This window comes from Acinetobacter soli (genome assembly GCF_018139125.1).
Taxonomy (GTDB): domain Bacteria; phylum Pseudomonadota; class Gammaproteobacteria; order Pseudomonadales; family Moraxellaceae; genus Acinetobacter; species Acinetobacter soli.
In genome coordinates, this window is sequence record NZ_CP073241.1 from 2,300,029 (window position 1) to 2,325,404 (window position 25,376).

Consider the following 25,376-nt stretch of genomic DNA (forward strand, 5'->3'; position numbering starts at 1 on the left):
TGAACACAAATTTGCTTATTACCTGCATTATGCCTTACATTTGGACATACAGCATGACGGTAATGTCAGACATGTTTGCGTACAACTATTCTCTCAACTTATGTGAATAGAATTGCTAATTTTGTCATTACAATGCAAGTGAATTTTGCTTTATGTAACAAAAAACCATCTTTGTAATTTCAGGAGGCCTGTGTGATCACTGTTTTAGTCGTTGATGACCATGAATTGGTACGTACGGGCATTTGTCGTATGCTTGAGGATCAAGCCGATGTCGATGTGATTGGACAAGCAGAATCAGGTGAAGATGCAATCAATATCGTGCGTCAGAAGCATCCTCAGGTGGTCTTGCTGGATGTGAATATGCCTGGAATTGGGGGCGTCGAAACCACACGTCGTCTGTTGCAATCTGCACCTGAGACCAAAGTGATAGCGGTCAGCGGTTTGGCGGAAGAACCTTATCCATCTTTATTGCTTAAAGCCGGGGCAAAAGGCTATATCACCAAAGGTGCCCCAATTGCCGAAATGGTGCGTGCCATCAATAAAGTCATGCAAGGCGGTAAATATTTTAGTGCCGACATTGCAGAGCAATTGGCCAGCTCTTATCTGTCTGATACCCAGCAATCGCCATTTGATGTTTTATCTGAACGTGAAATGCAAGTCGCCATGATGGTCGTGAACTGTATCAGTGCGCAGGAAATTGCGGATAAACTGTTTGTTAGTGTCAAAACCGTCAATACTTATCGTTATCGCATCTTTGAAAAACTCGCCATCGACAGTGATGTCAAACTTACTCATCTGGCCATTCGTTATGGGCTGATAAAACCTTAGTCTTCTATTTCCTGATTGTTCTATGCCGGCGCCTGCTCTGTCTACCCAGCTGTCGTATACGATTTATCGTCTAGGCGCTTGGTATGGTGCTTATCGTGTCATTATTGGCTTAAGCCTGATTCTGATCTTTTACACCACAGGTCAGGGTCACAGCTCAGACTATTTACATCCCGAACTTTACGTTTTTACACTGGTGATTTACACCTTGCTCAGCTTTATGCAAGGTGGAGTATTTAAATTCTCTACACGATGGATTGCCTCACAGCTCACCTTGCTGTTTATTGTCGACATTGTGGTACTGAGTTTACTCACCTACGCCGTGGGCAGCCCAAGTCTGCACTTGAGCATGCTGTACGTGGTGACGGTATTTTCGGCGGCGATTTTGCTGCAAGCACGAATGTCACTGACCGTTACACTTCTCGCGGTCATTGTGGTGATCTATCAGCAAGTGGTGTTGGTCCTGTTTGACAAAGACCATCTCAGCTCGATCAGCAACAGTATTTTGCTGGCTTTTTTATTTTTTGTGGTTTACGGAATTGGGCAAATCGCGGTGCGACGTTTTCAGTTACTTGAGAACATTGCCAATCATCAATCTGACGTACTCAATCAACTCCAAAATATCAATCGTTATATTCTAGATCAGGCCAAAGAGGGTTATCTGGTACTCGACGAAAGTTATCATGTTGTGGTGTGTAATCCCGCAGCGTCGAGTTTTTTAGGCATACAGCCGCTTTTTGCGCATGAACAATTGCCATTGGTGAATCTTCAGCCAGACTTAGTTGAAGTGCTCAGATCGACCTCGCTGCAAGATGGTGAAACATTCAATTTTGAATCACAGTTTTCGACTTATCGTCTTCATGTGCGTATTCAGCGTTTACGGGTTCCGCAACAATCCTTAATCTTGTTGATCTTGCAAGACGCTCAAAGAATGAATCAACGTGTTCAGCAGTTAAAACTTGCCGCATTGGGGCAACTCTCGGCCAGTATTGCCCATGAAATTCGCAATCCTTTGGCTGCAATTGCCCAAGCCAATGAATTACTGTCCGATAGTGAACTGCATGAGCAGCAGCAATTGCAGAACATGATCAGAAAACAAACCAAACGGATCAATGGCATTATTGAAGATACGCTCGGGATGGCGCGTAATCAGACCACCACCCCAATCACCATCCAGCTCAATCCGTTTTTAAAGAGTTTACTGCACGAAGACTTAAATGATGTACAGCAGAAATTAGAACTTCAGCTCCCAGCACACGATGTATCGATTGTGTTTGATCCGTCTCAACTCCGGCAAGTGCTGGTCAATCTGATTCGAAATGCACTTCGTCACAATGCACCAGAAGCACCCGCAGTACAGATTGTGGTGCAGTTGGCATCGACTTCGATCTGGATTGATATTGTCGATTTTGGTGAGGGCGTAACAAAACGTAATCTTTCGCAACTGTTTAAACCGTTTTTTAGTACCGAAATTCAGGGAACTGGTTTAGGATTGTATTTATCACAGAGTCTTTGCGAGGCGAATCATGCCAAGCTGACCTATGTTGAACAAGATAAAGGGGCATGCTTTAGAATCCACTGCCCAATAAATTAAAATATATAAATTAGGTTTTGTGGGGTTATGACCATTCTTCAGCCACGTGTATTACTGATCGATGACGAAGAAGATCTTTGTTCATTGATGCAAATTAGCCTGTCGCGCATGGGCATCCATACAGATTGTGCCTACAATGTAGAGCAGGCCAAACAATTGCTTGCGACACATGAATACAACGCCTGTCTGACCGACCTCAATCTACCCGATGGTCATGGACTAGATTTGATTGATCATGTGAATGAACATTTTCCGTATATTCCGATTGCTGTGATCACAGCCTATGGCAACATGGAAATTGCCATTTCAGCGCTTAAGGCGGGTGCGTTTGATTTCGTCAGTAAACCGATCAATCCGCAGCATCTGAAACAACTGATACAGACCGCACTTAACAGTAGCCAGATGCATCCCGACAATGATAGGGAAACTCTTGAACACCAGCTCTTGATTGGGCAATCTGAACCCATTGAAGCACTTCGGATTGCACTACGAAAAATCTCGCGCTCACAGGCGCCGGTCTTTATTACCGGTGAATCCGGAACAGGTAAAGAAGTGGTGGCCAATCTGGTTCATCGCTTAAGTAATCGTAATGAAGGCCCTTTTATTGCGATTAACTGTGGTGCAATTCCAGCCGAACTGATGGAAAGTGAATTATTTGGGCATAAAAAAGGCAGTTTTACCGGTGCCACACAAGACAAGCAAGGGTTGATACAAGCGGCACAAGGCGGCAGTCTGTTTCTCGATGAAGTAGCAGAATTACCGCTGAGCATGCAGGTCAAATTGTTACGCGCTATTCAGGAAAAGAAAATTCGCCCCCTCGGATCTGAGCACGAAATCGATGTGGATTTTCGAGTGATCAGTGCCAGTCATCAACAGCTTGAACAACTGGTTCAACAGGGCAAATTTCGCCAAGATTTGTTTTTTCGTATTCATGTCATGGACATTACCCTACCACCGCTACGAGAGCGTGGAGACGATATTTTGATTTTAGCACGACATTTTGTTGGGCATGTTTGTCGTGACTGGATCATCCCGATCAAGCAACTGACCACAGCAGCTGAAGAATTTTTACTGCATTATCCGTTTCCGGGGAATGTACGTGAATTACGTAACATGATCGAACGTGCCATAACTTTAAGTGAAACTGCATTTATCGACGTGCAACATTTAAATGGCTCCTCCCTACGCGACTATACTTCCGCAGTAACTGAAGCAACCGATTATCTTAAAATTCCACGTGTGATCGCACAGCAGCCTGAAACTAAAACCAAGCTTCCTCACGAAGGACTCGAGCAATATCTTGAAAAAATTGAAAAAGAGATATTATTAAATGCATTGAATTGTAGTCACTGGAACCGAACCTTGGCCGCAAAAAAACTCGGCATGAGCTTTCGCTCACTTCGCTATCGCTTGAAGAAATTTGGTCTTGATACTGAAGAAAGTTAGTTTAAAGCTTCGCCTGCTTCAGCAGCATTTCGGAGACATTCTCTAGATAGATCTCATCTTTCATATCTGCCGGTAAGGGATAGACCTGATTGGGCTGAATGCCCTTACCTTCAATCATATTGTCTTTGGGTGTGTAGTAGTGAGACACTGTCATTTGTAGCGCCGCTCCATCTGGCAATGGAAAGAGTTTCTGTACGACGCCTTTACCATAGCTTTTTTCTCCAATCACCCATGCACGCTGGTGCTCTTTCATGGCTGCCGTAAAGACTTCAGCCGCCGAAGCAGAACGATGATTGATTAAGATGCCCAGTTTCAATCGCTGAAATTCATTACTTGGCAAAGCCTGAAATTGCTGATTGCCTTCAGAACGGCTCTTCGTCGAGACAATCACGCCCTGATTTAAAAATAAATCAGCCGATTCAACCGCCGCAGACAATAAACCGCCAGGATTGTTACGCAAGTCGATCAGTACGGCTTTCAAACGCGGTGAACCATATTCTTCAATTAAGCGTTTAATTTCGTTGGCTGTATCTTGCTGAAATACCCGAACTTTAAGCACCAAAACCTGATTATGTAGCAATACGGGCTGTACATCGGCTTCGATTTTTTTATTACGAATCAGGGTCTGGGCCACGGCCATCGTGCTGGTTTGCATTTGCAGCGGCGTTCCAATCGAACCGTAAAGCAGGCCATGAACCTGTTCGTGATTGAGGCCTTGCAAATCTTGTCCATCAATTTTTGTTACGATTTGGTCATTTCGAAGACCAAGTTTATAAGAGTCTGCGCCCTCTTTCAGATCACGGATCACCCATTGGTGGGCACGTGGTTCATACACCAAGGCAAAATCTACCGAGGCCAAATCACCTTCGGTATATTGAACCAATTGTTTGTATTCTTCAGGCGAGAGATAACGTGAATATCGGTCTAAACCGCCCACTAAACCTTTGATGGCCTGCTGAAACAAGACTTCATCTGGCTTGGATTCGACATAGTTGTCTTTGACCAAATTATAAATTTGTACAAATTGCTGTATCGATTCGACCGGCACTTCGACTGATCGAATCGCTTGACCATCTTCACCCACCTGCGCTGTGGCAGGTGCGGCACTCAACACCAAGGTACTGCAACACATCAACCAACCTGTCAGTAAAACACGAAAATTGAAGCGCTGAGTCATACAGAGTGTCCTTTATGAGTGAATCTGAATAAGATTACGGCCTTGCATTTCTGCTGGAACAGGAAGCTGCATCAAGTGCAGTAATGTTGGCGCCACATCTGCAAGTACACCGCCATTGGCAATCTCCGCAGACTGAGGCCCCACATAAATAAATGGCACCAATTCAGTGGTGTGCTGGGTATGTACCTGACCACTTTCGTAATCCTGCATTTGCTCCACATTACCATGGTCAGCGGTAATAATCATGTGCCCATGTTTGGCCATAACAGCAGCATAGACTTTCCCCAAGCAGGTATCCACCGCTTCGACCGCTTTCACTGCGGCATCAAAAACACCAGTATGCCCAACCATATCACCATTGGCATAGTTCACCACCAACAGGTCGAACTCTCCAGACTCAATAGCCGCAACCAATTGCTCGGTTACTTCATAGGCACTCATTTCAGGCTTGAGGTCATAGGTCGCCACATTCGGTGATGGAATCAAGATTCGTTTTTCACCTGCATATTCATCTTCACGACCACCACTAAAGAAAAAGGTGACATGGGCATATTTTTCGGTTTCAGCAATGCGCAGCTGGGTTTTGCCGAGATTGGACAAGTATTCGCCCAGTGAATTGTGCAAAGCCTCAGGCATATATGCCACAGGCGCATCAATTGTTGCTTGATAACGAGTCAACATGACAAATTTTGCCAGTTGCGGCACCACCTGACGCTCAAAGCCAGTAAATTCTTTTTCAACAAATGCACGGGTCAGTTCACGCGCACGATCGGCACGAAAGTTCATAAACACAACGCTGTCACCATCTTGAATCGGCGCAGCGACACCAACACGCGTGGCTTTTACGAATTCATCACTTTCATCGGCGGCATAGGCTTGTGCCAAACCCTCAACTGCTGTATCGACGACACGCACCGCTTCGCCTTCAGTCAATAACCGATACGCTTGTTCTACGCGGTCCCAACGGTTATCACGGTCCATGGCAAAATAACGACCAATCAGCGTCGCAATTCGGCCCTGACCAGCATACTGTGCAAAGAGTGCATCGAGTTTTTCTAACGATGGCTGGGCACTTTTTGGCGGTGTGTCACGACCATCTAAAAAGGCATGTAAATACACCTTAGCGCCGCGCTTGAGTGCAAGCTCACACATCGCCACAATGTGGTCTTCATGTGAGTGAACCCCTCCTTCGGAGAGCAAGCCCATGATGTGCACAGCTCCCTGCGCTGCTTTGGCTTTTTCAACCGCATCGATAAGTACGTCGTGCTCGAAAAAACCACCGTCACGGATGTCTTTGGTAATGCGGGTAAAATCTTGATACAACACGCGACCTGCACCCAGATTCATGTGTCCTACTTCCGAATTGCCCATCTGACCGTCTGGTAAGCCTACATCTTCACCGGAGCCGGAAATCAGACTATGCGGATGCTGCTGTTTCATCATACTCAGATTCGGTGTTTTCGCTGCTAAAAAAGCATTGTCTTTCACCGCTTCACGATGCCCAATCCCATCCATAATCACTAACACGTGAGGGATTTTTCCAACAGTTACATCCGTCATAATTTACACTCGTTATGTCTATAATTTTGTCGCAATATTTTAGCGAATTTTTAAGCCAGACTCTATGCCTGAGTCAGGGCTTTATATCCTGTCGACCATACACTCAATTGATGTAGCCGATCCTACTTCACCCGATAGAGTAAATAGCTGCCCGCGGCACATAGCAATACAATCGGGCCAAGTACAAACCACGCCGGTGATGGCGTATAGACCAGACTGGCATAACCTAAAAAGTCTTGCAAATAGTAAAAGCCAAGACCAATAAATAAGGCGATAACCAGACGAAAGCCCATCGATTGCTGGCGCAGTGGTCCAAAAATAAATGAACACGCAATCAATACCAATGTAATCAGCGAAAATGGCGATGCTACTTTTTTCCAAAATGCCAACTGATAGGTTTTTGGTACTTGGCTGTATTCACGCATATAGCTCATGAAGCTCACCAACTGGCTAAATGACAAATCTTCAGGGTCAATGGTGACCATGTGTACATATTTAGGTTGTAGCGCTAAAGAGAATGGCTGTTGTGCCGCGACTGTTTTGATCGCATCCCCTTCCGGTTGCAACTGGATTTGCTGCGTACCGCCCAGCGTCCATTGCCCATCTTTGACAAACTGTCCTTGATCGGCATTGGTGATAGATTTCAAACGGTAATCCTGATCAAAATCGACCACCTGAATGCGCTTAAGCTGACCTTGTGAGTTGGCATAGTCGACATAAATAAAGCGCTGACCTTCTCTAGACCAGTAACCGCGTACCTCGCCAAGTGCCGCGACCGACTGATGGCTTTTTATGCTGTTGGCACGTTCGTTGGTATAAGGGACAACCCACTCACTTAAAACAAATGACAACACCACCAATAGCAAGGCGGAACGTATCACCCAGCCCACAATACGCCATAAGCTAATGCCGACCGAACGCATGACAATCAGCTCACTGTTGGATGCCAGTGTACCGAGCCCCAGTACCGAACCAATCAGCGCGGAAACCGGTAAAATTTGATACAGATAACGCGGTGCGCCCCACAACACGTACAAAAATGCCTGCCACGCGTTGTAACCTTCTTTTAGGTTGGACAATTCACCTAAATAAGTAAACAGCACCTGCAAAATCACCAAAACAATCGTGGTACCCAGCATTGCCAGCGCCGTGGTTTTGGTCACATGCTGTGCAACTATTCGACGTGCTAACATTATGCCCTCACTCGCTTGATCTGTTTCTTAATTTTTGGTGCCAGTTTTTGTTTGCGTGCAAATAGTGCTGCCGCAGCGCCATAAATCACCAGTGCGGCCGGGTAAGCCCAGACACCCAATTCATCTTTGCTGATTCGAGTACGAATCGCGATCATTAAAACAATCAAACTCGCAAAAATAAAGATGGCAGGAATCAGACGGTAGTAGCGCCCTTGGCGTGGACTCACTTCACACAGCGCCACCGCCATCATTAGGGCAATCACGATGGTAAATGGTCCAAAGATTCGCCAGCCCATTTCACTGGCAATGACGGGATCATTCCACTTATTCCAGATTTTTGTGGTCGGCAGTGCTTCAACTTTATCGGTTTCAAAAGTCGCAGACTTATCGTTTTCCAAGCGTAATCGGTAGCGTTGAAATTCGGCTTGTGAATATTTTGGCTGCCCTGCATGAATCTCGTATCGGCGACCTTGAATGAGGTCTACAACGTTTGCGGTATCATCGTCGAGTACCACACGCGTCGCTTCTTTGGCCAGAATCATGACATCTGGCTTACCTTCTTTTTGCGCACGCTGATAAAAGAAAATATCTTTCAGATTTTTACGATCTTCAGATAAATCGCCAGCGTAGATGGTATAGGGCCCAGATGAAATGAATTCTTTGGGTCGAACCAAATCAAATCCGGTACGTACAGCCTGACTGCTCGAGAGCTGATCAAACTGACGTAAGCCCCATGGCGTCATCCACAGCATTAAAATGCCCTGAAAAATTAAATAAACCAGCGCAAGCGGCACCAAAAGATGTCCTAGGCGAATCCGGCTGATACCACTACTGTTGAGTACGGCCATTTCATGATCGACGTATAAACGGCCAAACACCAGCATCAAGCCGATAAAAAAGCCTAAAGGCAAGATCAAGGTCAAAAATTCAGGCATACGGTAGCCAATAATGCTAAACAGTACCCCTACATCCAAACGACCCTGAGCAGCAACACCAAAGTACTTGATTAATCGACCGCCCATCATGATCAAGGTCAATAAGGCAATCACCACCAAGGACGTCGATACCACTTGTTTGACGAGATAACGCCGAATAATCAAATTAGTGCTTCCAAAAAGGCAATTCAAACTTCTGCTAGTTTACCCGAATGATAAAAATATAAAACCTATCCGTGTGTTGCACATTGAAACTGGCTTAAAGAAAATGTTTCAATGTCAGAAGTTAATCAATGGCGAACAGGTATTAAAAGCCCCATGAAATTTACCCTTCAATCGACTGCACCTGAAACACAAACGCGTGGATTTTTTGTCGCACTCACCCATGAAGAGGCACTAAAATCATTACAAAATACATATAAAATTAATGGATTAGACGCGACTCTTGCCACAACACAGTTTAAGGCTGGTTTTAACGACACTCTCCCGCTGATTGAAAAAATCGCGGCCTATCCAAATGCGCTACTGATCGGTTTGGGTGATTTGGTAGAGCTTAAAGCGGCGAAACTGGCCAAGCTCGCTCAAAGCGTGATAAAAACAGCAAACACCAAATTCCAACACATCGTACTCGATATTTCGGCCTTACCTGTCGAATTACATTATCTTTTTGCCCTGAGTCTGACTCAAGCCAATTACAGTTTTAACGAATTCAAATCTAAAAAAACAGAAACCTTACTTGAACGTATCGATTTGATTGCGACCTCGACCACGCTTGATGCCGACCAACTCAGCCTGATCGAAGCATTGGCTTCAGGCCAAGGTTTGGCACGTGATTTAGGGAATCGTCCAGGAAATATCTGCTTTCCAGAATATCTGGCAGAACAAGCCAAAGCCTTGGCTGCCGAATTTCCAGATCTGCTGAAGGTGAGCGTGCTAGACGAACAGCAAATGGCTGATTTGGGCATGAATGCCTTTTTGGCTGTCAGCAAAGGCTCTGCTCGTCCTGGATGCCTCATTACACTTGAATATAATGCGCAGCTTGAACAGGCGCCTGTGGTGCTAGTCGGTAAAGGCGTCACTTTTGATACCGGAGGGATTTCACTCAAGCCCGCACAAGGCATGGATGAAATGAAATTTGATATGTGCGGTGCTGCATCTGTGCTTGGCACGATGCGCACTTTATGTGAGGCGCGCTTACCTATTCATGTGGTGGGTGCAGTCGCTGCTGCCGAGAACATGCCGTCAGATAAAGCCACTCGACCAGGTGATATCGTCACCACCATGAGCGGTCAAACGGTGGAAATCTTAAATACCGATGCCGAAGGCCGCTTGGTGCTGTGCGATACTCTTACCTACATCAAACGCTTTAATCCAAGCGTGGTGATTGATATTGCGACACTGACTGGCGCCTGTGTGGTGGCTCTGGGCAAGGTGGTGAGTGGCTTATTTTCACCAGACGATGAGTTAGCACTTGAATTACAGCATGCAGGTGAAGATGCATTTGACCGTGTATGGCGCCTTCCTGTGATGGATGAGTATCAAGAATTACTCGATTCACCATTTGCCGATATGGCTAATATTGGTGGACCACACGGTGGTGCAATTACCGCAGCCTGCTTCTTGCAACGCTTTACTCAAGAATATCGCTGGGCACATCTTGATGTTGCCGGTACTGCATGGTTATCTGGAACAGCCAAAGGCGCAACCGGCCGTCCAGTACCGCTTTTGGTTCAATTCTTGGCCAATCGTGTAAAAGCGAATGCCTAAAGTTAGTTTTTATCTGTTTGAAACCAGTCAGGAACGGCAAGTCGATAGTGCTTGCCGTTTGGTTCGCAAGCTCATCAAACAGCAACAAAAGTTATGGTGGTACTGTCCAGTACTGGAGCTGCAAAAAGAACTGGATGAAAAACTCTGGACCTTTGATGCTGAAAGCTTTATCGGGCATGGAATTAACCAGCCCGATGCAGCGGTATGTATTTCAGAGCAATTGCCTGATAGCGCAGAGTGGATTATTTTTAATTTTAACAATCATGCTCTTGAACATGGCATTCAGTTTAGTCACATTATTGAAATTATTGAAAATACCGAAGCGGCCAAACAGATTGGACGAGAAAAATTCAAATTTTATCGTCGTTTAGGGGTTGAACCGCGTACCTTTAAATTATAAGGACATCGCGTAGAGTTGTTGAAGGAGACTATTGTGGCATTAAATGTCGGGCATGATTTTAAAACGCGTTGGCTCAATGCACCGGAGGCGGTTCGCCAGACCTTCAAAAACGATCTTGACCGGATTTGCGATTTATTAGAGCCGAAAACTCCAATTCAATACTGGATTGAGCACGATCAAAAACAACAACAGCTTGCACAGCAACAGATTGAAGAGGCTTATGCTGCCCTTAAGGCAGAACTGATCGAGCAAGCGCGCATTCGCAAGCAACAAGCACTAGAGAAATCACTGGCAGAAAAACGTGCCGAGCAAGCCCGTTATCACGCCGCGCTTTATGCCGATGAAGTTCAGCAGTTCAAGCAACAAAGCGTGGTTTTGGCTGAGCTACAAGCTCAGATTGACTCTGAGGTTGAGCAACTCGCTGCACGCTATCATAAAAATCCAGATGTCAGTATGGATTACTCACGTGCTAGCCGTATTTCCGACAGTCAAATCATCTCGGAGCTTGAAAGCGTACGTTTGCGCCTCGAACTTGAGGCAGATACGCGCATTGAAGAAGCCGTTGCCCAGTTTCGCAGCCAGTTAAAGCAGTCGGCACAAGAAGAAATTGACTATATTTTAAGTCGATCAAATTTTTCAAATCACACCCGACACCAGAAATAAAAAAGCAGGCTGATCCGCCTGCTTTTTTTGCTTATTTCATAAAGCCGTGCTCGGCCAGAAATGCCATACTGATATTCGATTGATGGGTGTGTTCAGCGGCTTTGTCACCCAGCAAAAGTCGCTCGATGTAACGCGCCAATACGTCGACTTCCAAATTGACCTTGCTGCCAGTTTTCCAGGTGCCAATATTGGTACGCTCAGCCGTGTGAGGAATCAGATTCAAGCTCAGAATATTGCCGCGCAAATGATTGATGGTCAGGCTAATCCCATCTACGGTGACAGAACCTTTTTCGGCAAGGTATTTGGCAATTTCTACAGGTGCTGTGATTTCATAATAAATCGAACGCGCATCTTCACGCACCACGGTAATTTCGCCCACTGCATCCACATGCCCACTCACAATATGTCCACCAAAGCGCGTGGTCGGCAACATGGCTTTTTCCACATTGACCGGCTGGCCCACTTTCCACTGGCCGAGTGTGGTTCGGTTTAAACTTTCGCGGGAAACATCCGCCGCGTACCAGTTATCCCCCCACTCAATTACGGTCAGGCAAATACCGTTGGTGGCAATCGAATCACCTAAATGGACATCCGACATATCTAAATCGGTTTGAATACGCAGCCGTACATCACCACCGACATTCTGAACGCTCTCGACCTTGCCAAGACTCTCGATAATGCCTGTAAACATGGTACTTTCTCCAATGTGTAGAAGATTAATTCAGCCGTAATTACCACAAGGCCAGTTGGGTGCTGTTCCCCGACGTATCAACCCCACCCAATTCGGCAAAATGATACAGTTGTCCGAGTAACTGCCGTAGTGGTGGGCCAGATTTTGCGTGCGTGTCTGTGATCACAATAAACTCAAGTACACGTGCCCGCTCCGACTGGCGCTGCTTGCTCACCCGATAGCGCGGTACATCCTGCGTCAGCAAGGTCACTTTGCCACGCTTCAGATTGGCTGTGAGCAAATCTTTTGGCTCAATGTTTCCATCGGTCGAATAGCTGGTCAGGATATAACGCGCATTGATGGTTTCGAGCAGTTTCTCATATGCATCTTTGGCATATTTTGAAGAATTATAGGGGCTTGGACGCTCTTTACGCCATGCACGATCAATCCCGCTCTTATAACCTTTGGTATCTGGCGGTGGTAAGTCGGCTTGATCCCAAAGCGTAAGTGCATTTAACACATGATAATTACTGCTGTAGGCATGCTGATTATAAGGAGGATCCAGATAAGCAACATCGACCTCAAAACTACTCATTTGTGAGGCCAGATGCTGTGCATCGACACACCACATTTCAGCAGCTGGTCGTTTCGGATCACCAATCTCACAAAAACGGCTTGGCGTCAGCCATAATAACGACTCAATTCGCTCTAATGCAGTCTGTGTACGCCCGCCCCAGCCTTGGTGAAAGCTCTTAAAGACACCGCTGGTATTACTCACAAAACTGGCCGAATACAACAAGGGCGCAAGCAAGGCACTCATTTCGACATCGTTAATCGCACCTTGTGCCTGCCATGTAGCAATCTGCTGACGAATGGCATCGATTCGCATCCCGTTACGGCGTTTAAAAAACAAGCGATCTCGACTTGGATCATAAACATCGTCATTGCGTGGACACAGATTATGCGTCACCCAGCCTTTTACTTCAGGTAACCGATTTAGGATATCAATGGCTTTTTGATAACCGCCCAATTCCTTAAAAGCAGGCGCATCGGTACAGGCCAATATCGCGTGATTCAGTGCATGACTATATGGTTCCCAGTCATTTGCAATCACACGATAGCCATTTTGTCTGGCCAGACGTGAGACCACGCCACTGCCTGCAAAGAAATCGGCAAAAATAGGAGGATTTTTTTTCTTGCTATTGAGTGTTCCAGTAATTTCTAGTGCTTCTAGAATGAGGTGTAGCAAACGACGTTTGTTCCCCAGATATGGAACCAACTGATGAAATAAATACTCATCTGTCGTTCGCGCCGCATGGCGGCGTTTATGGTAAACCGAAGCCTCTGAATTCATACTGTCTCTTGAATCGGAACTAACCTTAAGCGGATATCTTGACCGAGCTGAGCCAGATCAATCAACTGAAAACGTCGCTGCTCAGCCATGCTTTCAAATTCTGCATGAAACATGGTGCGCGCGGCTCGCCCCAGCAATGTCGGTGCTATATAGCTGATCAATTCATCGACCAAACCTTGTTGCAAGAATGCGGTCGATAAAGTGGCACCGGCTTCAACCATCACATCATAAAGATGATAGGTGTGCGCCATCGTCTTTAATAACGTATCTAAGGGTTGAATAGCCAATTGTACCACACCTAAGTCTGCAAGTTCCTGACGAAATGGCCCCATGACCATCAGCATCTCGGGTTGCTGTAAGATTTTTGCAGTTAGTGGCAAACGACCTTGTCGATCCAGCACGACACGTTTGGGCTGTACAATTTCCTGAATATCGTCAACCGCTGGTAACGAGCGAACATTGAGCTGGCAATCGTCGGCCAATACCGTCTCTATTCCAGTCACAATCGCAGCCGATCGAGCACGCCAGTAATGCACATCGAGTCGTGCATCGGCGCCAGTAATCCATTTGGATTCTCCCGATGCCATGGCCGTGCGCCCATCTAAACTGGCTGCAATTTTAAGGCGTACATAAGGTAAACCTCCCGCCATGACCTTTAAAAACCCGCGATTCAGTTCTTGTGCCTGCTCTTCTAGCACGCCCACTTGTGTGATAATGCCTGCCTGATTCAACATGGTCTGACCTTTGCCAGCCACCAGTGGATTCGGATCGAGTGTTGCAATCACCACACGCGACAATCCCGCATGAATCAGTGCTTCAGCGCATGGTGGAGTGCGGCCATAATGCGCACATGGCTCTAACGTCACATACGCTGTCGCGCCGCGTGCCTTTTCACCTGCTTCACGTAATGCAAAAACTTCGGCATGTGGTCCACCCACCTGTGCAGTTGCACCACGCCCAATAATCTGCTCATCTTTGACAATCACACAACCAACGGCAGGATTAGGACGGGTACGAAACTGTGCCGATTTGGCTTGTAGTAATGCTTGAGACATCCAGTGGTGATCACGATCAACTTCAGCCATCATCTTTTAATACTCTTGTTCACGTTGTTGCATTTGTTCAATCTGACGACGAAAAGCCTCGACATCCTGAAAGTCTTGATAAACCGAGGCAAAGCGAACATAAGCCACATGATCGAGCGCAAACAACGCCTGCATAACAATTTCACCAATCACGCGGGACTTCACATCACGCTCGCCCAAACGGCGGATCTTTAACTGGATATCACTTAAAACGGCTTCGATCTGGTCTTGAGTCACGGGACGTTTTTGCAAGGCATGCATCAGGGAACGACGAAGTTTTGCCTCATCGAAAGGTTCATTTTTACCATTCGATTTAATCACACGTGGCATGACAACTTCATAACTTTCAAAAGTGGTAAAACGCTCGCCGCAACTGATACATTCGCGTCGACGACGAATCTGACATCCCTCAGCCGCCAGACGTGAATCAATCACTTTGCTGTCTGCGGCGTTGCAAAATGGACAATGCATGGCAGCTCAAATGAATTCATTTCTTTGAGCTAATGTAGCAAAAAATTAGACGCTTGAAAAATCGCACCAACACAACGACATAAAAAAACAGCCTGAGCGGCTGTTTTTTTATAAAAGAGCAAATTATTCGATGCGTTCGCCGTGCTGGCTCAAGTCCAAGCCCATACGCTCGTCGTCAGATGTCACGCGGATACCAATGATCACATCTATCACTTTGAGGATAATAAAGGTCAGTACTGCGCTGTACGCGATAGTCGCAAGTACGCCTTCAATTTGAATCCAAAGCTGATGTACAACGCTTGCAGGTGCTTTGTCGCCCATGATGAACGGACTTGCAAAAACAGCTGTTAAAATCGCGCCGGCAATACCACCTACAGCATGTAGACCAAATGCATCTAGAGAATCGTCTGCTTTGAGCATACGCTTCAAACCTGAAATTCCCCAGAAGCATACTGCACCGCCAATTAAGCCCATAATTAATGCGCCGCTGACGGTGACAAAACCTGCTGCCGGCGTAATCACGACCAAACCTGCAACCGCACCAGAAAGTAAGCCAAGTAATGAGGTTTTACCACGCACCACTTTTTCAACCAAGCCCCAAGAGAGCGCGGCAGAAGCGGCAGCCACTTGCGTGGTGACCAATGCGTATCCTGCTGCACCATTAGCTGCAAGTGCAGAACCACCGTTAAATCCAAACCAGCCCACCCAAAGCAAGCTTGCACCAATTACTGTAAGTGCAAGATTATGTGGTGCCATGGATTCTTTACCCAACCCAATACGCTTACCTAACATATAAGCAGCAACCAAACCAGCGACACCCGAGTTGATATGAACAACGGTACCACCGGCAAAATCAAGTGCGCCATCGCTACCTAACCAGCCACCGCCCCACACCCAATGGGTAATAGGTGCATAGACCACAATCACCCAAATGGTGATAAACGCCACAAACGCGCCAAATTTCATACGCTCTGCAACCGAACCACTAATAATAGCAACCGTAATGATCGCAAAGGTCATTTGGAAAATAACAAACAGAATTTCTGGAATAGTGCCACTGAGTGCTGTGGTGGTGATTCCTGAGAGCATGATTTTATCGAGGCCACCCACAAAGGCATTACCCGGACTAAAGGCCAAGGTATAACCAATAACAACCCAAACCAAACTCACAATTGCAGCCGCGACAAAGCTATGTGCCATGGTGCTTAAAACGTTTTTCTTACGCACCATGCCGCCGTAGAAAAGTGCCAAGCCCGGAATAGTCATCAAAAGAACCAAAGCTGTGGAGATCAGAATCCACGCGGTATCACCCGAATCCATTTTAGGTGTTGCTGCTGGTGCAGGCGCTGCCTCAGTCGATGCGGTGGACGGTGCTTCTACCGTACCAGTCACAGGTGCTGGTGTCGTTGTTGCAGCAACGGTTGTTGTTTCGGCTGTCGGCGCAGATGCAGCATTCTCTGCCCATGCCGCCGAACCACCTAAAAGCGCACCAGATAGACTTAGCGCTAAAAGCATTTTTTTCATTCGTATCCCCCAACCTCAATTTTTATGAGTTATTTTGTACTCAGCAAACTTTATGCCAACACTTAAACGGCATCTGCTCCAGTTTCGCCTGTACGAATACGGATCACTTGTTCTAGGTTCGTTACAAAGATTTTTCCGTCACCAATTTTTCCTGTGCTTGCAACGCGAGTGATTGATTCAATCACGGCATCTACCATTTCATCGCTGATCGCAATTTCAATTTTTACTTTTGGAAGAAAATCAACGACATATTCAGCACCACGGTACAATTCAGTGTGGCCTTTTTGACGTCCAAATCCTTTCACTTCCGTGACAGTAATCCCTTGAACTCCGATTTCGGAAAGGGCCTCACGCACATCATCCAGCTTAAATGGTTTTACAATTGCAGTTACGAGCTTCATGTTTGTTTTCCTTCGGCTTCTTTCACCAGTAAGGTTTTATGTTCAATTTTCATGCCAATATGTCTAAGGTTGGGGGAAATAGAAATAAAAGCATGAGTTGTCTTTATAACCTATTTGCCCTTTCAGATGTAGCTTTGACCTTAAAAATTCGGCTTTTTTCTAAGAACGATTAATTTTTTGAATGAATTAAGATTGTTTTGATAATCTAGACTTTAGCCAAAATAGCAGGGATGCTAAACTGGGCTCAAATCTTATAAAGCATTGTGTATACGTTATGATTGAGACGCTTATTGCTGCCATTCTTGAGCAGATGGATCAACCCAAAAAAGACCTTGAACACAATTTACGTGCGCTTTTAAACGAAGCTGTCGAGAAACTCGATTTGGTGTCTCATCACGAAATCGAACGTCAACGTATCGCGCTCGAACAGGCCAATCTCCGTCTTACTCAATTACAAGAACAAATCACATTACTTGAAGAGCACCTCCAAAATAATCAATAAGCCTCTTTTTAGCGCACTTTTTCGATTTAAAATTATTTAAAAAAAGCACCATAATGGAACAATAATATCATGTCTTTTGCCAAAATTCTCACGCGAGGAGTTTTAGGGTTACACGCACCACAAATTGAAGTAGAAGTTCATTTAAGTCAAGGACTTCCATCACTCACCATCGTTGGTTTACCAGAGGCTGCCGTTCGCGAAAGTAAAGATCGGGTGCGCTCAGCCATTATCAACAGTGGCTTTCAGTTTCCCAGTAAACGCCTCACAATAAACCTTGCTCCAGCAGATTTGCCCAAAGATGGGTCACGTTTAGACCTTCCCATTGCCTTGGGAATTTTGGTCGCATCTGGACAACTTCCCGAAGGCTGCACCAATGGTTATGAGTTGGTAGGCGAACTGGCTCTCGATGGCCATCTTCGTCCCGTCAGTAGCACATTGACCATAGCAATTGCCTGTCAGCAGGCAGGGCATCAACTTATTGCTCCGCAAGACAACAGCATTGAAATTGGTCAGTTACCGCAGTTTCAGGCCTATGCAGCCAGCCACTTGAAACAGGTCTGTGATCACTTTCAAAAGATTCATCCGCTTGATCCAGTTGTGTTGATACAAGATCACGATCTACATCACTACCCTTTTGATCTTGCCGATGTCAAAGGTCAGCTACGTCCTCGCCGCGCTCTTGAAATTGCGGCAGCTGGAGGACATTCACTCTTATTTAGAGGGCCACCGGGAACAGGTAAAACTTTGCTGGCGTCACGCTTACCCAGCATATTGCCACCACTGTCTGCCCAAGAAAATCTAGAAGTGGCCAGCATCTATTCAATTGCAAATACCCGTCATCCATTTGGTTTAAGGCCATTTCGAGCACCGCATCATACTGCTTCAGCCATCGCCTTGGTGGGGGGTGGATCAAACCCAAAGCCCGGCGAAATCACGCTGTCGCATTTGGGCGTACTCTTTTTGGATGAACTGCCCGAGTTTGATCGCAAGGTGCTTGAGGTTTTAAGGCAGCCGCTAGAAGCCAAAGCCATCACGATTTCAAGAGCTGCACGTCAAATTTCATTTCCGGCCAATTTTCAATTGATCGCTGCAATGAATCCATGTCCGTGCGGTTATGCCTTTAATCAGGATCAACGCTGTCAATGCACACCCGAGGCAATTAAGCGTTATCAAGGTCGAATTTCTGGCCCGTTACTTGACCGTATCGATTTACATATTGATGTACCGCCACTCCAAGCACACGAACTACAAAATACGGCGCCTGTTGAAGATTCAGCAAGTGTTCGCGCACGTGTGCAAAAGGCTTATCACTATCAGATCCAACGCCAGCAATGCTTAAATCAGGCGCTATCACCAAAACAGCTTGAAGCATTTGCTCAGCTTAGTCCTGCAACTGAAAAAATTATGTCTTTGGCGCAGCAAAAACTCAATTTATCGGCTCGGGCTTATCATCGGGTACTGCGCGTGGCACGAACCATTGCAGATTTGGAGCAAAGTCCACTCATTGAGCGGCACCATTTGAATGAAGCATTATCGTATCGTACCGATATGAGCTAAATAAAAAAGACCGCATAGAGCGGTCTTTTTTATATTTAACCCATTAGAAAGTTTTGGATAGGGTTAACACAGCACCCAAATCATACGGTTTTTTACCGGCATCGGTCATGCCAGAGGTGCTGATGTCGGTACCCACACCCGCCAATTCAGCCGTTACACCCAAAATGTTGTATTGCACACCAAATTTGTAATCAAGATAACTGTCGTCGGTACCCGGACCACCTGCCACCACGGCCAGTGCTTCTTTGTTTTTAAATTTGTTGTAGCCCAAAGATGCAATTCCGGTAAAACCTGTGTCTGCAATCGGTGCGCTATAACCGACATTGAAGTACCAGAAATCATCGGTGCGACCCCAGTAATCTGGCGTGTAATTGATTCCGGTGGTGATGCTGTCGCCCTTAAGTAGCGTATCTGCAAAAATTAATTTGCCATATACTTCGGTGAAGGCCAAACCGGTTTTATTATTGTACGGGTTGGTAAAGTTAGATTTTGCGCCAATATAACCATAGTAAGTCACGCCGACGTCATAGCCGACTTTATAGTCTGGTGTAAGCATAAAAGAGCTGGCATAACCGAGCGATGCATCGGTTTCAGTCGAATTTCCTTTAATACCGAAATCGACACTTGAACCCCAAAGCGTTAGATAAGCACCAGATTCATGGTTAAGAGTAAAACCACCTTGAATTGCAGGATTATTCGAGCTCTGTGTTACCCCGCGAAAGCGATAGTCGGTTGTTGCAGCCACGTTCCCAGATACCGAAAAACCTGCCATTGTCGGCTTGTCTTCTGCCATCACCGCAGTTGTACTTGCTGCCAAGCTGGCTAGAACTGCGACTTGATATGCAAATTTTTTCATTGTAATTCTCCCCCGTGTTGGGCATGACCAACAGACTTTTGATTTTTTGACTTGGATCGATAAAGATTTAGCAAATGCTATGCCAAGTTTAAAAAAACTCGCGAAAATGAGGCTCGTAAAAGAGATTTTATGATATTAAACAAGGTGTTATTTTTTATTTTTATTTTAACCCTGAATCACAGCTTTCAATTGAATATCTGGTTGTACGATTTTTCAAGCTATACAAATTGTTACTTATGGTTCAGTCAGAAACAGCATGGTGCGTTTTTCACAAGATAAATATAAAAAATTGAGCAGTATTTAAAATGCTAAATCCATTAGCTGTAACAAAATAATTTTAAATGCACCATGATTGCTCGCTTTATAAGCAACAAACTGCATTTGCGCACAAAAAACATGCAATAAAATTATTTGATGCGTATTTTTTAATCAAAAATAATCTCGCCTACATGTAACTAAATATATAAATTGCAAGGATTATGTAGAAAACTGGAAAACAATGCGAAAAATATGTTGATAAAAAATGTATCTTTTCTATAGATTATCTATACAATTTTGTGATTTTCTAAGCCTTCTTAGAAACAAAAATTACAATTTATCTTCTCGAGGTATTCAATGCTAAAAGCACAAAAGCTTACGTTAGCAGTTGTGATCAACGCTGTACTTATTACTTCAGCATATGCAAGCGAACAAAGCGATGCAAAAGGATTTGTTGAAGGTGCTCAGGGTTCTGTTTTACTCCGTAACGGTTTTATCCAGCGCGATAAAAAGAAAGGACTGCAAGATAAAAATTCTTGGGTTCAATCGGCGGTGCTGAATCTTGAGTCTGGCTTTACTCAAGGCCCGATTGGTTTTGCTGCTGGTGTAGTCGGCGATTTTTCATTTAAGTTGGGCGATAATTATCATTCTGGCAACAGCATGGTTGCACTGAAAAACGATGGACGTGAAGATGCCAACGGTCGCGTTGATCCACACGATCAATGGACACGTGGTGGCGGCTTTGTAAAAGCACGTGCGTCAAATACCACCTTAACCTATGGTACTCAGGTGCTTGATTTACCTGTTTTGGCCAGCATGACCACTCGTAACACGCCAGAGTATTTTGAAGGTACTTTGATTACTAGCCATGAAATCAAAGATCTTGAGCTTGTTGCAGGTAAATTTACCAAGAACCAACTGCCAGAGCACATTGCAACTGACCAAAACGGTTTGGATCGTGCCTATGTCTGGGGTGCAAAATACAAGTTTAACGATCAGTTGAATGCTTCGTATTACGGCGCTGACATCAAAGATAAAATTGAGCGTCACTATGTGAGTGCTGCATATAAGCAACCACTGGCAAATGACAGTTCTCTCAGTTACGAGTGGGCCGGTTATAGCACCAAGTTTAAGCCAGGTGCAGACACTTACTTCTCAGGTAAACCAAATACACGTACAGAAGATCTCAATAACTATATCTGGGCTTTCTCTACAACATATAGTCAAGGTGCACACTCAGTGATGGGTGCTTACCAGCAAAATACCGGTGGTATTGGCTATGACTACGGCGTTAACCAAGACGGTGGTCAAAGTATTTATTTACCAAATTCTTACCTTTCAGACTTTAACAGCAAAGGCGAGAAATCAGTTCAATTGCAATATAACCTCGATTTGGGCGCGTATAACGTACCAGGCTTGAAGTGGACCACTGCATTTGTTTATGGCTGGGATATCGATGTGATCGGCACTAACATTGACAATGCCAACGAGCGTGAGTTCTTTAACCAATTGAGCTATACCGTTCAAAGCGGTTTTGCCAAGGATTTAAAAATCCGTGCACGTTACTCTATTTTGCGTGAAAGCGATGTCGGAGCGAATGGTTATGGAGATACCAACGAAACGCGTATTTTCATTGATTTCCCAATCAAGTTCCTTTAAGTCATAAAAAAGCCCTAGCCAGTTCGCTCGCTAGGGCCTTAGATATTTAAAAAATCAAACATCAACTGAATGATGTTTGATTTTTTTTATCTTATTTTTTTGCAGCTTCAATCGCTTTAAGCACTTCTGCTTTCGCAACGTCTGCACCTTCCCAACCACTAATCTTCACCCATTTGCCTGGCTCTAGATCTTTGTAGTGTGCGAAGAAATGTTCAACTTGATTGATCAACAGTTTTGGTAGATCAGTGTACTCTTGTACATCTTTGTACAATGGTGACAATTTCTCATGCGGAACTGCGATTAATTTCGCATCGATACCACCGTCGTCTTCCATATTGAGTTTACCTACAGGACGGCAACGAATCACTGAACCTGCGGCAACTGGATATGGTGTGACAACCAATACGTCTAATGGGTCACCATCTTCAGATAAAGTGTTTGGTACATAACCGTAGTTCGCTGGGTAGAACATTGCTGTTCCCATAAAACGATCCACAAACAATGCATCTGAATCTTTGTCAATTTCGTATTTGATTGGCGCAGCATTTGCCGGAATTTCAATAATAACGTAAATATCATTTGGCGCGTCTTTACCCGCCGGGATATTGTTGTAGCTCATAGCAACACTCTTTTAGGTTAACCAAATTTTTGTCGCGTCGATTATAACGGTTTCTGAAGCGAACTGCGTGGATTATACAAACTGCATCAAGAAAATCTTTAGTCCGACTCTCAATCCACTTAAACCAGACGAATCACCAAGATCAGCAAGAAGATTGGACACAGCATCGACAGCAACCAGATAATCGAACGCAACATGGCCCAATTGGCCAAATAACACAGACCATACAGTACACGCAAAACCAGATAAGCCAAGCCAAAGGTCATAATAATGCTTTGCTGAACCACCATATATTCGGCCATCAGTACAGCCGCCAAAAACAAAGGCAAACTTTCAAAACTGTTTTGTTGCGCCGCATTGGCACGCGCAGCCAAGCCTGTTGTACTGGCCAAAAAAGCACGCGGATTTTGATTGTCTTTGGATTTAAATCCACCGGCAAGTTTGGCAATCATGGTAAATACATAAGGCAACAAGCACGCTGCCAAAATCAGGTAAACAATACCACTAATCCCCTGCATGATCGTTTCTCAAGACATATTTTTAGATGACCTTATCATAACATGGCGTTTTGTTTCTAAATTCGGTTAAATATAGTGTTTTTATAACTGAACCAGAACAGGACAGCCGATGAGCACATCAGATCAAGATGAAATCTTTGAGGTTTTGGAAAAACAGCGCCAGAATCAGCTCAAGGTTGATCGTATTTTAAAAATCGTCCTCCCGATTGTGGGTTTTTTGTTGTGTACCATTTGTGCCAACCTAAACTGGCAGTCGACCTTGGGCACTTTTATCATGCTGACACTGGCCATGTGGGCGGTCAGTATCTGGCGATTATCGCTCTGGATGTGGATGCTGATCGCAGCCCTATATTGTCTGATCGACAACTATTTTAGTTATGGCACCCTACAATTGTCTTTTTTGCGTTTACAACTCGGATGCATGCTGTTTTTTATCGGTCTGGCAGGTATTGGACGTCCCTATATGGATCGTTGGTTACTCAGTAGTTCCAAATAAAAAACGCCTGATTGTTCAGGCGTTTTCGATTTACTGTTGAATGCTTAATTGGTTTTACGTAGGTCTTTACGTAAAATTTTGCCGACATTCGATTTTGGTAGTTCGTCCATAAACTCCACATAGCGTGGGCGTTTGTAGCCAGTTAAGTTTTCTTTGGCAAAACTTAATACTTCTTCTGTGGTTAAAGACGGATCTTTTTTCACCACGAAGAGTTTTGGTACTTCGCCGGATTTTTCATCTGGCACACCAATGGCAGCCACTTCGAGTACTTTTGGATGCTTGGCAATAATTTCTTCAATTTCGCTTGGATAGACATTAAATCCAGACACCAAAATCATGTCTTTCTTACGATCAACAATTTTGACATAGCCACGATCATTCATCACGCCGATATCACCAGTGCGGAAATAACCATCACTGGTCATGACCTTGGCTGTTTCATCCGGTCGGTTCCAATAGGCCTTCATGACCTGAGGGCCACGAATCGAGATTTCTCCCTGCTCGCCTAATGCCACTGCTTTACCGTCATCATCTAGAATCGCGACATCGGTGAGGGGTAACGGAATACCAATGGTTCCACTAAACTCAGTCGATGCAGGAGGGTTAACCGTTGCAACAGGTGAGGTTTCAGACAGCCCATAACCTTCAATAATGGTCACGCCAGTGATACGTTTCCATGCTTCGGCAGTCGACGGTAACACCGCCATACCACCGCCCATCGCAATTTTCAGTTTACTGTGATCAAGCTGTTTAAATTCTTCATTGTGTACCAGCGCATTAAACAAGGTATTTACCGCTGGAAAAAACGAAGGTTGGTATTTACGTAGTTCTTTAATGACCGCAGGTAAATCACGCGGATTTGGAATCAGAATATTGGCCTGACCCTTATACATGCCATACATGGCACACACCATAAACGCAAAAATGTGATACAGCGGCAAAGCGCAGAACATCTTGTCATCTTTTTGGCTATCGCCCGGCCCAAATTTACTTTGGAAGATCGCATCACATTGCAGCATATTGGCCACAAGATTGCGATGGGTCAGCTCAGCTCCTTTTGACACGCCTGTGGTTCCGCCTGTGTACTGAAGGACCGCCGTATCGCTTAAGCTTAAATTTGGACGTTTATAATGGCTCGGGCTCACTTTATTAATGGCTGCATTAAATTTGATATGCCCCGGAATATCCCAAGCAGGAATTTGCTTACGCACATTGCGCAGCACAAAATTAACCAAGTTCCCTTTCAGGAAACCCAGCATATCGCCTACAGATGCAATCACAACATGCTTAACTGGCGTTTTACCCAAAATACTTTGATAAACGCTGGCAAAATTTTCGATAATCACCAGAACTTCGGCACCAGAGTCATTTAACTGATGTTCGAGTTCACGTGAGGTATATAGTGGATTGACATTGACCAGAATCAAGCCCGCACGAAAAACACCCAAGGCCACAATTGGATATTGCAGCACGTTTGGCATCATCACTGCAACGCGGCTTCCTTTAGGTAAATTCAGACTTTGCAAATAGGTTGCAAATTTGCGACTGGCCTCATCAAGGTCACTAAAGGTTAATGCCTTGTCCATAAAAATAAAGGCATCGCGTGAGCCAAATTTTTGAAAGTTGCGCTCAAAAATATCTACCAAAGATGTATTTTCTGGCGGTAAATCAACTGTTTCCGGAATTCCTGTTTTCTGGTATTCAGTGAACCAAATTCTTTCCATAATCCAAATATCTCCAATCGGTAATTTTTTAAATTTCGACTCGTTATTCAATGATCGCGCTTTTTTTAGTTGCTGTTGCCCGATCATGTCATCCCTAATACCTCTACATCAGCATATATAAC

The 25,376-nt window shown here is 45.0% G+C and carries 24 protein-coding genes; 10 read left to right on the plus strand and 14 right to left on the minus strand.

Going from position 1 to position 25,376, the window contains the following annotated elements:
• The first annotated feature begins 192 nt into the window (after window positions 1-192).
• Genes gacA through KCV09_RS10615 form a run of 3 tightly spaced genes read left to right on the plus strand, consistent with a single transcriptional unit; the run spans window position 193 to window position 3,865 of the window.
• Complete coding sequence (gene gacA / locus KCV09_RS10605; protein WP_004932261.1) at window positions 193-828, plus strand: response regulator transcription factor GacA; 636 nt, start codon at window positions 193-195, stop codon at window positions 826-828.
• 22 nt (window positions 829-850) lie between these two features.
• On the plus strand, window positions 851-2,419 hold the full coding sequence (locus KCV09_RS10610) for a sensor histidine kinase (RefSeq protein WP_151809375.1): 1,569 nt from the start codon (window positions 851-853) through the stop codon (window positions 2,417-2,419).
• Window positions 2,420-2,446: 27 nt separating this feature from the next.
• Window positions 2,447-3,865 (plus strand): sigma-54-dependent transcriptional regulator, encoded by a 1,419-nt coding sequence (locus tag KCV09_RS10615; protein ID WP_151814948.1) that lies wholly within the window; start codon window positions 2,447-2,449, stop codon window positions 3,863-3,865.
• Window position 3,866: 1 nt separating this feature from the next.
• Here KCV09_RS10615 and KCV09_RS10620 read toward each other — a convergent pair whose 3' ends face one another.
• From KCV09_RS10620 to lptF, 4 genes are all read right to left on the minus strand, one after another.
• On the minus strand, window positions 3,867-5,042 hold the full coding sequence (locus tag KCV09_RS10620) for a S41 family peptidase (RefSeq protein WP_151814949.1): 1,176 nt from the start codon (window positions 5,040-5,042) through the stop codon (window positions 3,867-3,869).
• Window positions 5,043-5,054: 12 nt separating this feature from the next.
• On the minus strand, window positions 5,055-6,602 hold the full coding sequence (gpmI, locus tag KCV09_RS10625) for a 2,3-bisphosphoglycerate-independent phosphoglycerate mutase (protein ID WP_151814950.1): 1,548 nt from the start codon (window positions 6,600-6,602) through the stop codon (window positions 5,055-5,057).
• A gap of 122 nt (window positions 6,603-6,724) precedes the next feature.
• Window positions 6,725-7,795, minus strand: a complete 1,071-nt coding sequence (lptG, locus tag KCV09_RS10630) for an LPS export ABC transporter permease LptG (RefSeq protein ID WP_076033374.1) — start codon at window positions 7,793-7,795, stop codon at window positions 6,725-6,727.
• Window positions 7,795-8,895, minus strand: coding sequence for an LPS export ABC transporter permease LptF (gene lptF / locus KCV09_RS10635; protein ID WP_004932245.1), 1,101 nt, complete (start codon window positions 8,893-8,895; stop codon window positions 7,795-7,797). Before lptF ends, lptG begins: the two co-directional genes overlap by 1 nt.
• A gap of 153 nt (window positions 8,896-9,048) precedes the next feature.
• Between lptF and KCV09_RS10640 the strand changes: the two genes are divergently transcribed.
• Genes KCV09_RS10640 through blhA form a run of 3 tightly spaced genes read left to right on the plus strand, consistent with a single transcriptional unit; the run spans window position 9,049 to window position 11,560 of the window.
• Entirely contained in the window at window positions 9,049-10,497 is a 1,449-nt protein-coding gene (locus KCV09_RS10640; RefSeq protein WP_212515770.1) for a leucyl aminopeptidase, read from the plus strand.
• Window positions 10,490-10,897 carry a DNA polymerase III subunit chi gene (locus KCV09_RS10645; RefSeq protein WP_212515114.1) on the plus strand — a complete coding sequence of 136 codons (408 nt, stop codon included), beginning with the start codon at window positions 10,490-10,492 and terminating at the stop codon, window positions 10,895-10,897. Before KCV09_RS10640 ends, KCV09_RS10645 begins: the two co-directional genes overlap by 8 nt.
• 33 nt (window positions 10,898-10,930) lie before the next feature.
• Window positions 10,931-11,560 (plus strand): cell division protein BlhA, encoded by a 630-nt coding sequence (gene blhA, locus KCV09_RS10650; RefSeq protein WP_004932236.1) that lies wholly within the window; start codon window positions 10,931-10,933, stop codon window positions 11,558-11,560.
• Between the two features lie 31 nt (window positions 11,561-11,591).
• On the opposite strand, the gene KCV09_RS10655 is transcribed toward blhA, so the two are convergent.
• The 6 genes from KCV09_RS10655 to glnK all read right to left on the minus strand — a co-directional run bounded on the left by KCV09_RS10655 (window position 11,592) and on the right by glnK (window position 17,065).
• Window positions 11,592-12,251, minus strand: a complete 660-nt coding sequence (locus KCV09_RS10655; protein ID WP_004932232.1) for a riboflavin synthase — start codon at window positions 12,249-12,251, stop codon at window positions 11,592-11,594.
• Between the two features lie 40 nt (window positions 12,252-12,291).
• Window positions 12,292-13,584: a DNA adenine methylase gene (locus tag KCV09_RS10660; RefSeq protein ID WP_004932229.1), complete on the minus strand. Its 1,293-nt coding sequence runs from the start codon at window positions 13,582-13,584 to the stop codon at window positions 12,292-12,294.
• Window positions 13,581-14,669 (minus strand): bifunctional diaminohydroxyphosphoribosylaminopyrimidine deaminase/5-amino-6-(5-phosphoribosylamino)uracil reductase RibD, encoded by a 1,089-nt coding sequence (gene ribD / locus KCV09_RS10665; protein ID WP_228301591.1) that lies wholly within the window; start codon window positions 14,667-14,669, stop codon window positions 13,581-13,583. The genes KCV09_RS10660 and ribD overlap by 4 nt, the downstream gene beginning before the upstream one ends.
• Window positions 14,670-14,675: 6 nt before the next feature.
• Entirely contained in the window at window positions 14,676-15,140 is a 465-nt protein-coding gene (gene nrdR, locus KCV09_RS10670; protein ID WP_004932226.1) for a transcriptional regulator NrdR, read from the minus strand.
• A 123-nt stretch (window positions 15,141-15,263) separates the two neighbouring features.
• A complete protein-coding gene (locus KCV09_RS10675) occupies window positions 15,264-16,664 on the minus strand; it encodes an ammonium transporter (protein WP_004944162.1) in 1,401 nt (466 codons plus the stop codon).
• Window positions 16,665-16,726: 62 nt separating this feature from the next.
• Window positions 16,727-17,065, minus strand: coding sequence for a P-II family nitrogen regulator (glnK, locus tag KCV09_RS10680; protein ID WP_004281042.1), 339 nt, complete (start codon window positions 17,063-17,065; stop codon window positions 16,727-16,729).
• Window positions 17,066-17,339: 274 nt separating this feature from the next.
• On the opposite strand from glnK, the gene KCV09_RS10685 reads away from it, so the two are divergent.
• A complete protein-coding gene (locus tag KCV09_RS10685) occupies window positions 17,340-17,567 on the plus strand; it encodes an accessory factor UbiK family protein (RefSeq protein ID WP_025096171.1) in 228 nt (75 codons plus the stop codon).
• Between the two features lie 69 nt (window positions 17,568-17,636).
• On the plus strand, window positions 17,637-19,124 hold the full coding sequence (locus KCV09_RS10690; RefSeq protein ID WP_151819974.1) for a YifB family Mg chelatase-like AAA ATPase: 1,488 nt from the start codon (window positions 17,637-17,639) through the stop codon (window positions 19,122-19,124).
• Between the two features lie 43 nt (window positions 19,125-19,167).
• On the opposite strand, the gene KCV09_RS10695 is transcribed toward KCV09_RS10690, so the two are convergent.
• The gene (locus KCV09_RS10695; protein WP_004932151.1) at window positions 19,168-19,980 is read right to left on the minus strand and encodes a TorF family putative porin; all 813 of its coding nucleotides are present in this window, start codon (window positions 19,978-19,980) and stop codon (window positions 19,168-19,170) included.
• 615 nt (window positions 19,981-20,595) lie between these two features.
• Between KCV09_RS10695 and KCV09_RS10700 the strand changes: the two genes are divergently transcribed.
• Window positions 20,596-21,897: an OprD family outer membrane porin gene (locus KCV09_RS10700; RefSeq protein WP_151814953.1), complete on the plus strand. Its 1,302-nt coding sequence runs from the start codon at window positions 20,596-20,598 to the stop codon at window positions 21,895-21,897.
• 91 nt (window positions 21,898-21,988) lie between these two features.
• On the opposite strand, the gene ppa is transcribed toward KCV09_RS10700, so the two are convergent.
• Window positions 21,989-22,516, minus strand: coding sequence for an inorganic diphosphatase (gene ppa / locus KCV09_RS10705; protein ID WP_004932145.1), 528 nt, complete (start codon window positions 22,514-22,516; stop codon window positions 21,989-21,991).
• 119 nt (window positions 22,517-22,635) lie between these two features.
• Window positions 22,636-23,034, minus strand: a complete 399-nt coding sequence (locus KCV09_RS10710) for an MAPEG family protein (RefSeq protein ID WP_004932141.1) — start codon at window positions 23,032-23,034, stop codon at window positions 22,636-22,638.
• Window positions 23,035-23,143: 109 nt separating this feature from the next.
• Between KCV09_RS10710 and KCV09_RS10715 the strand changes: the two genes are divergently transcribed.
• Window positions 23,144-23,530, plus strand: coding sequence for a hypothetical protein (locus KCV09_RS10715; protein WP_055415455.1), 387 nt, complete (start codon window positions 23,144-23,146; stop codon window positions 23,528-23,530).
• 44 nt (window positions 23,531-23,574) lie between these two features.
• On the opposite strand, the gene KCV09_RS10720 is transcribed toward KCV09_RS10715, so the two are convergent.
• Complete coding sequence (locus KCV09_RS10720; protein ID WP_151814954.1) at window positions 23,575-25,254, minus strand: AMP-binding protein; 1,680 nt, start codon at window positions 25,252-25,254, stop codon at window positions 23,575-23,577.
• Between the last annotated feature and the right edge of the window lie 122 nt (window positions 25,255-25,376).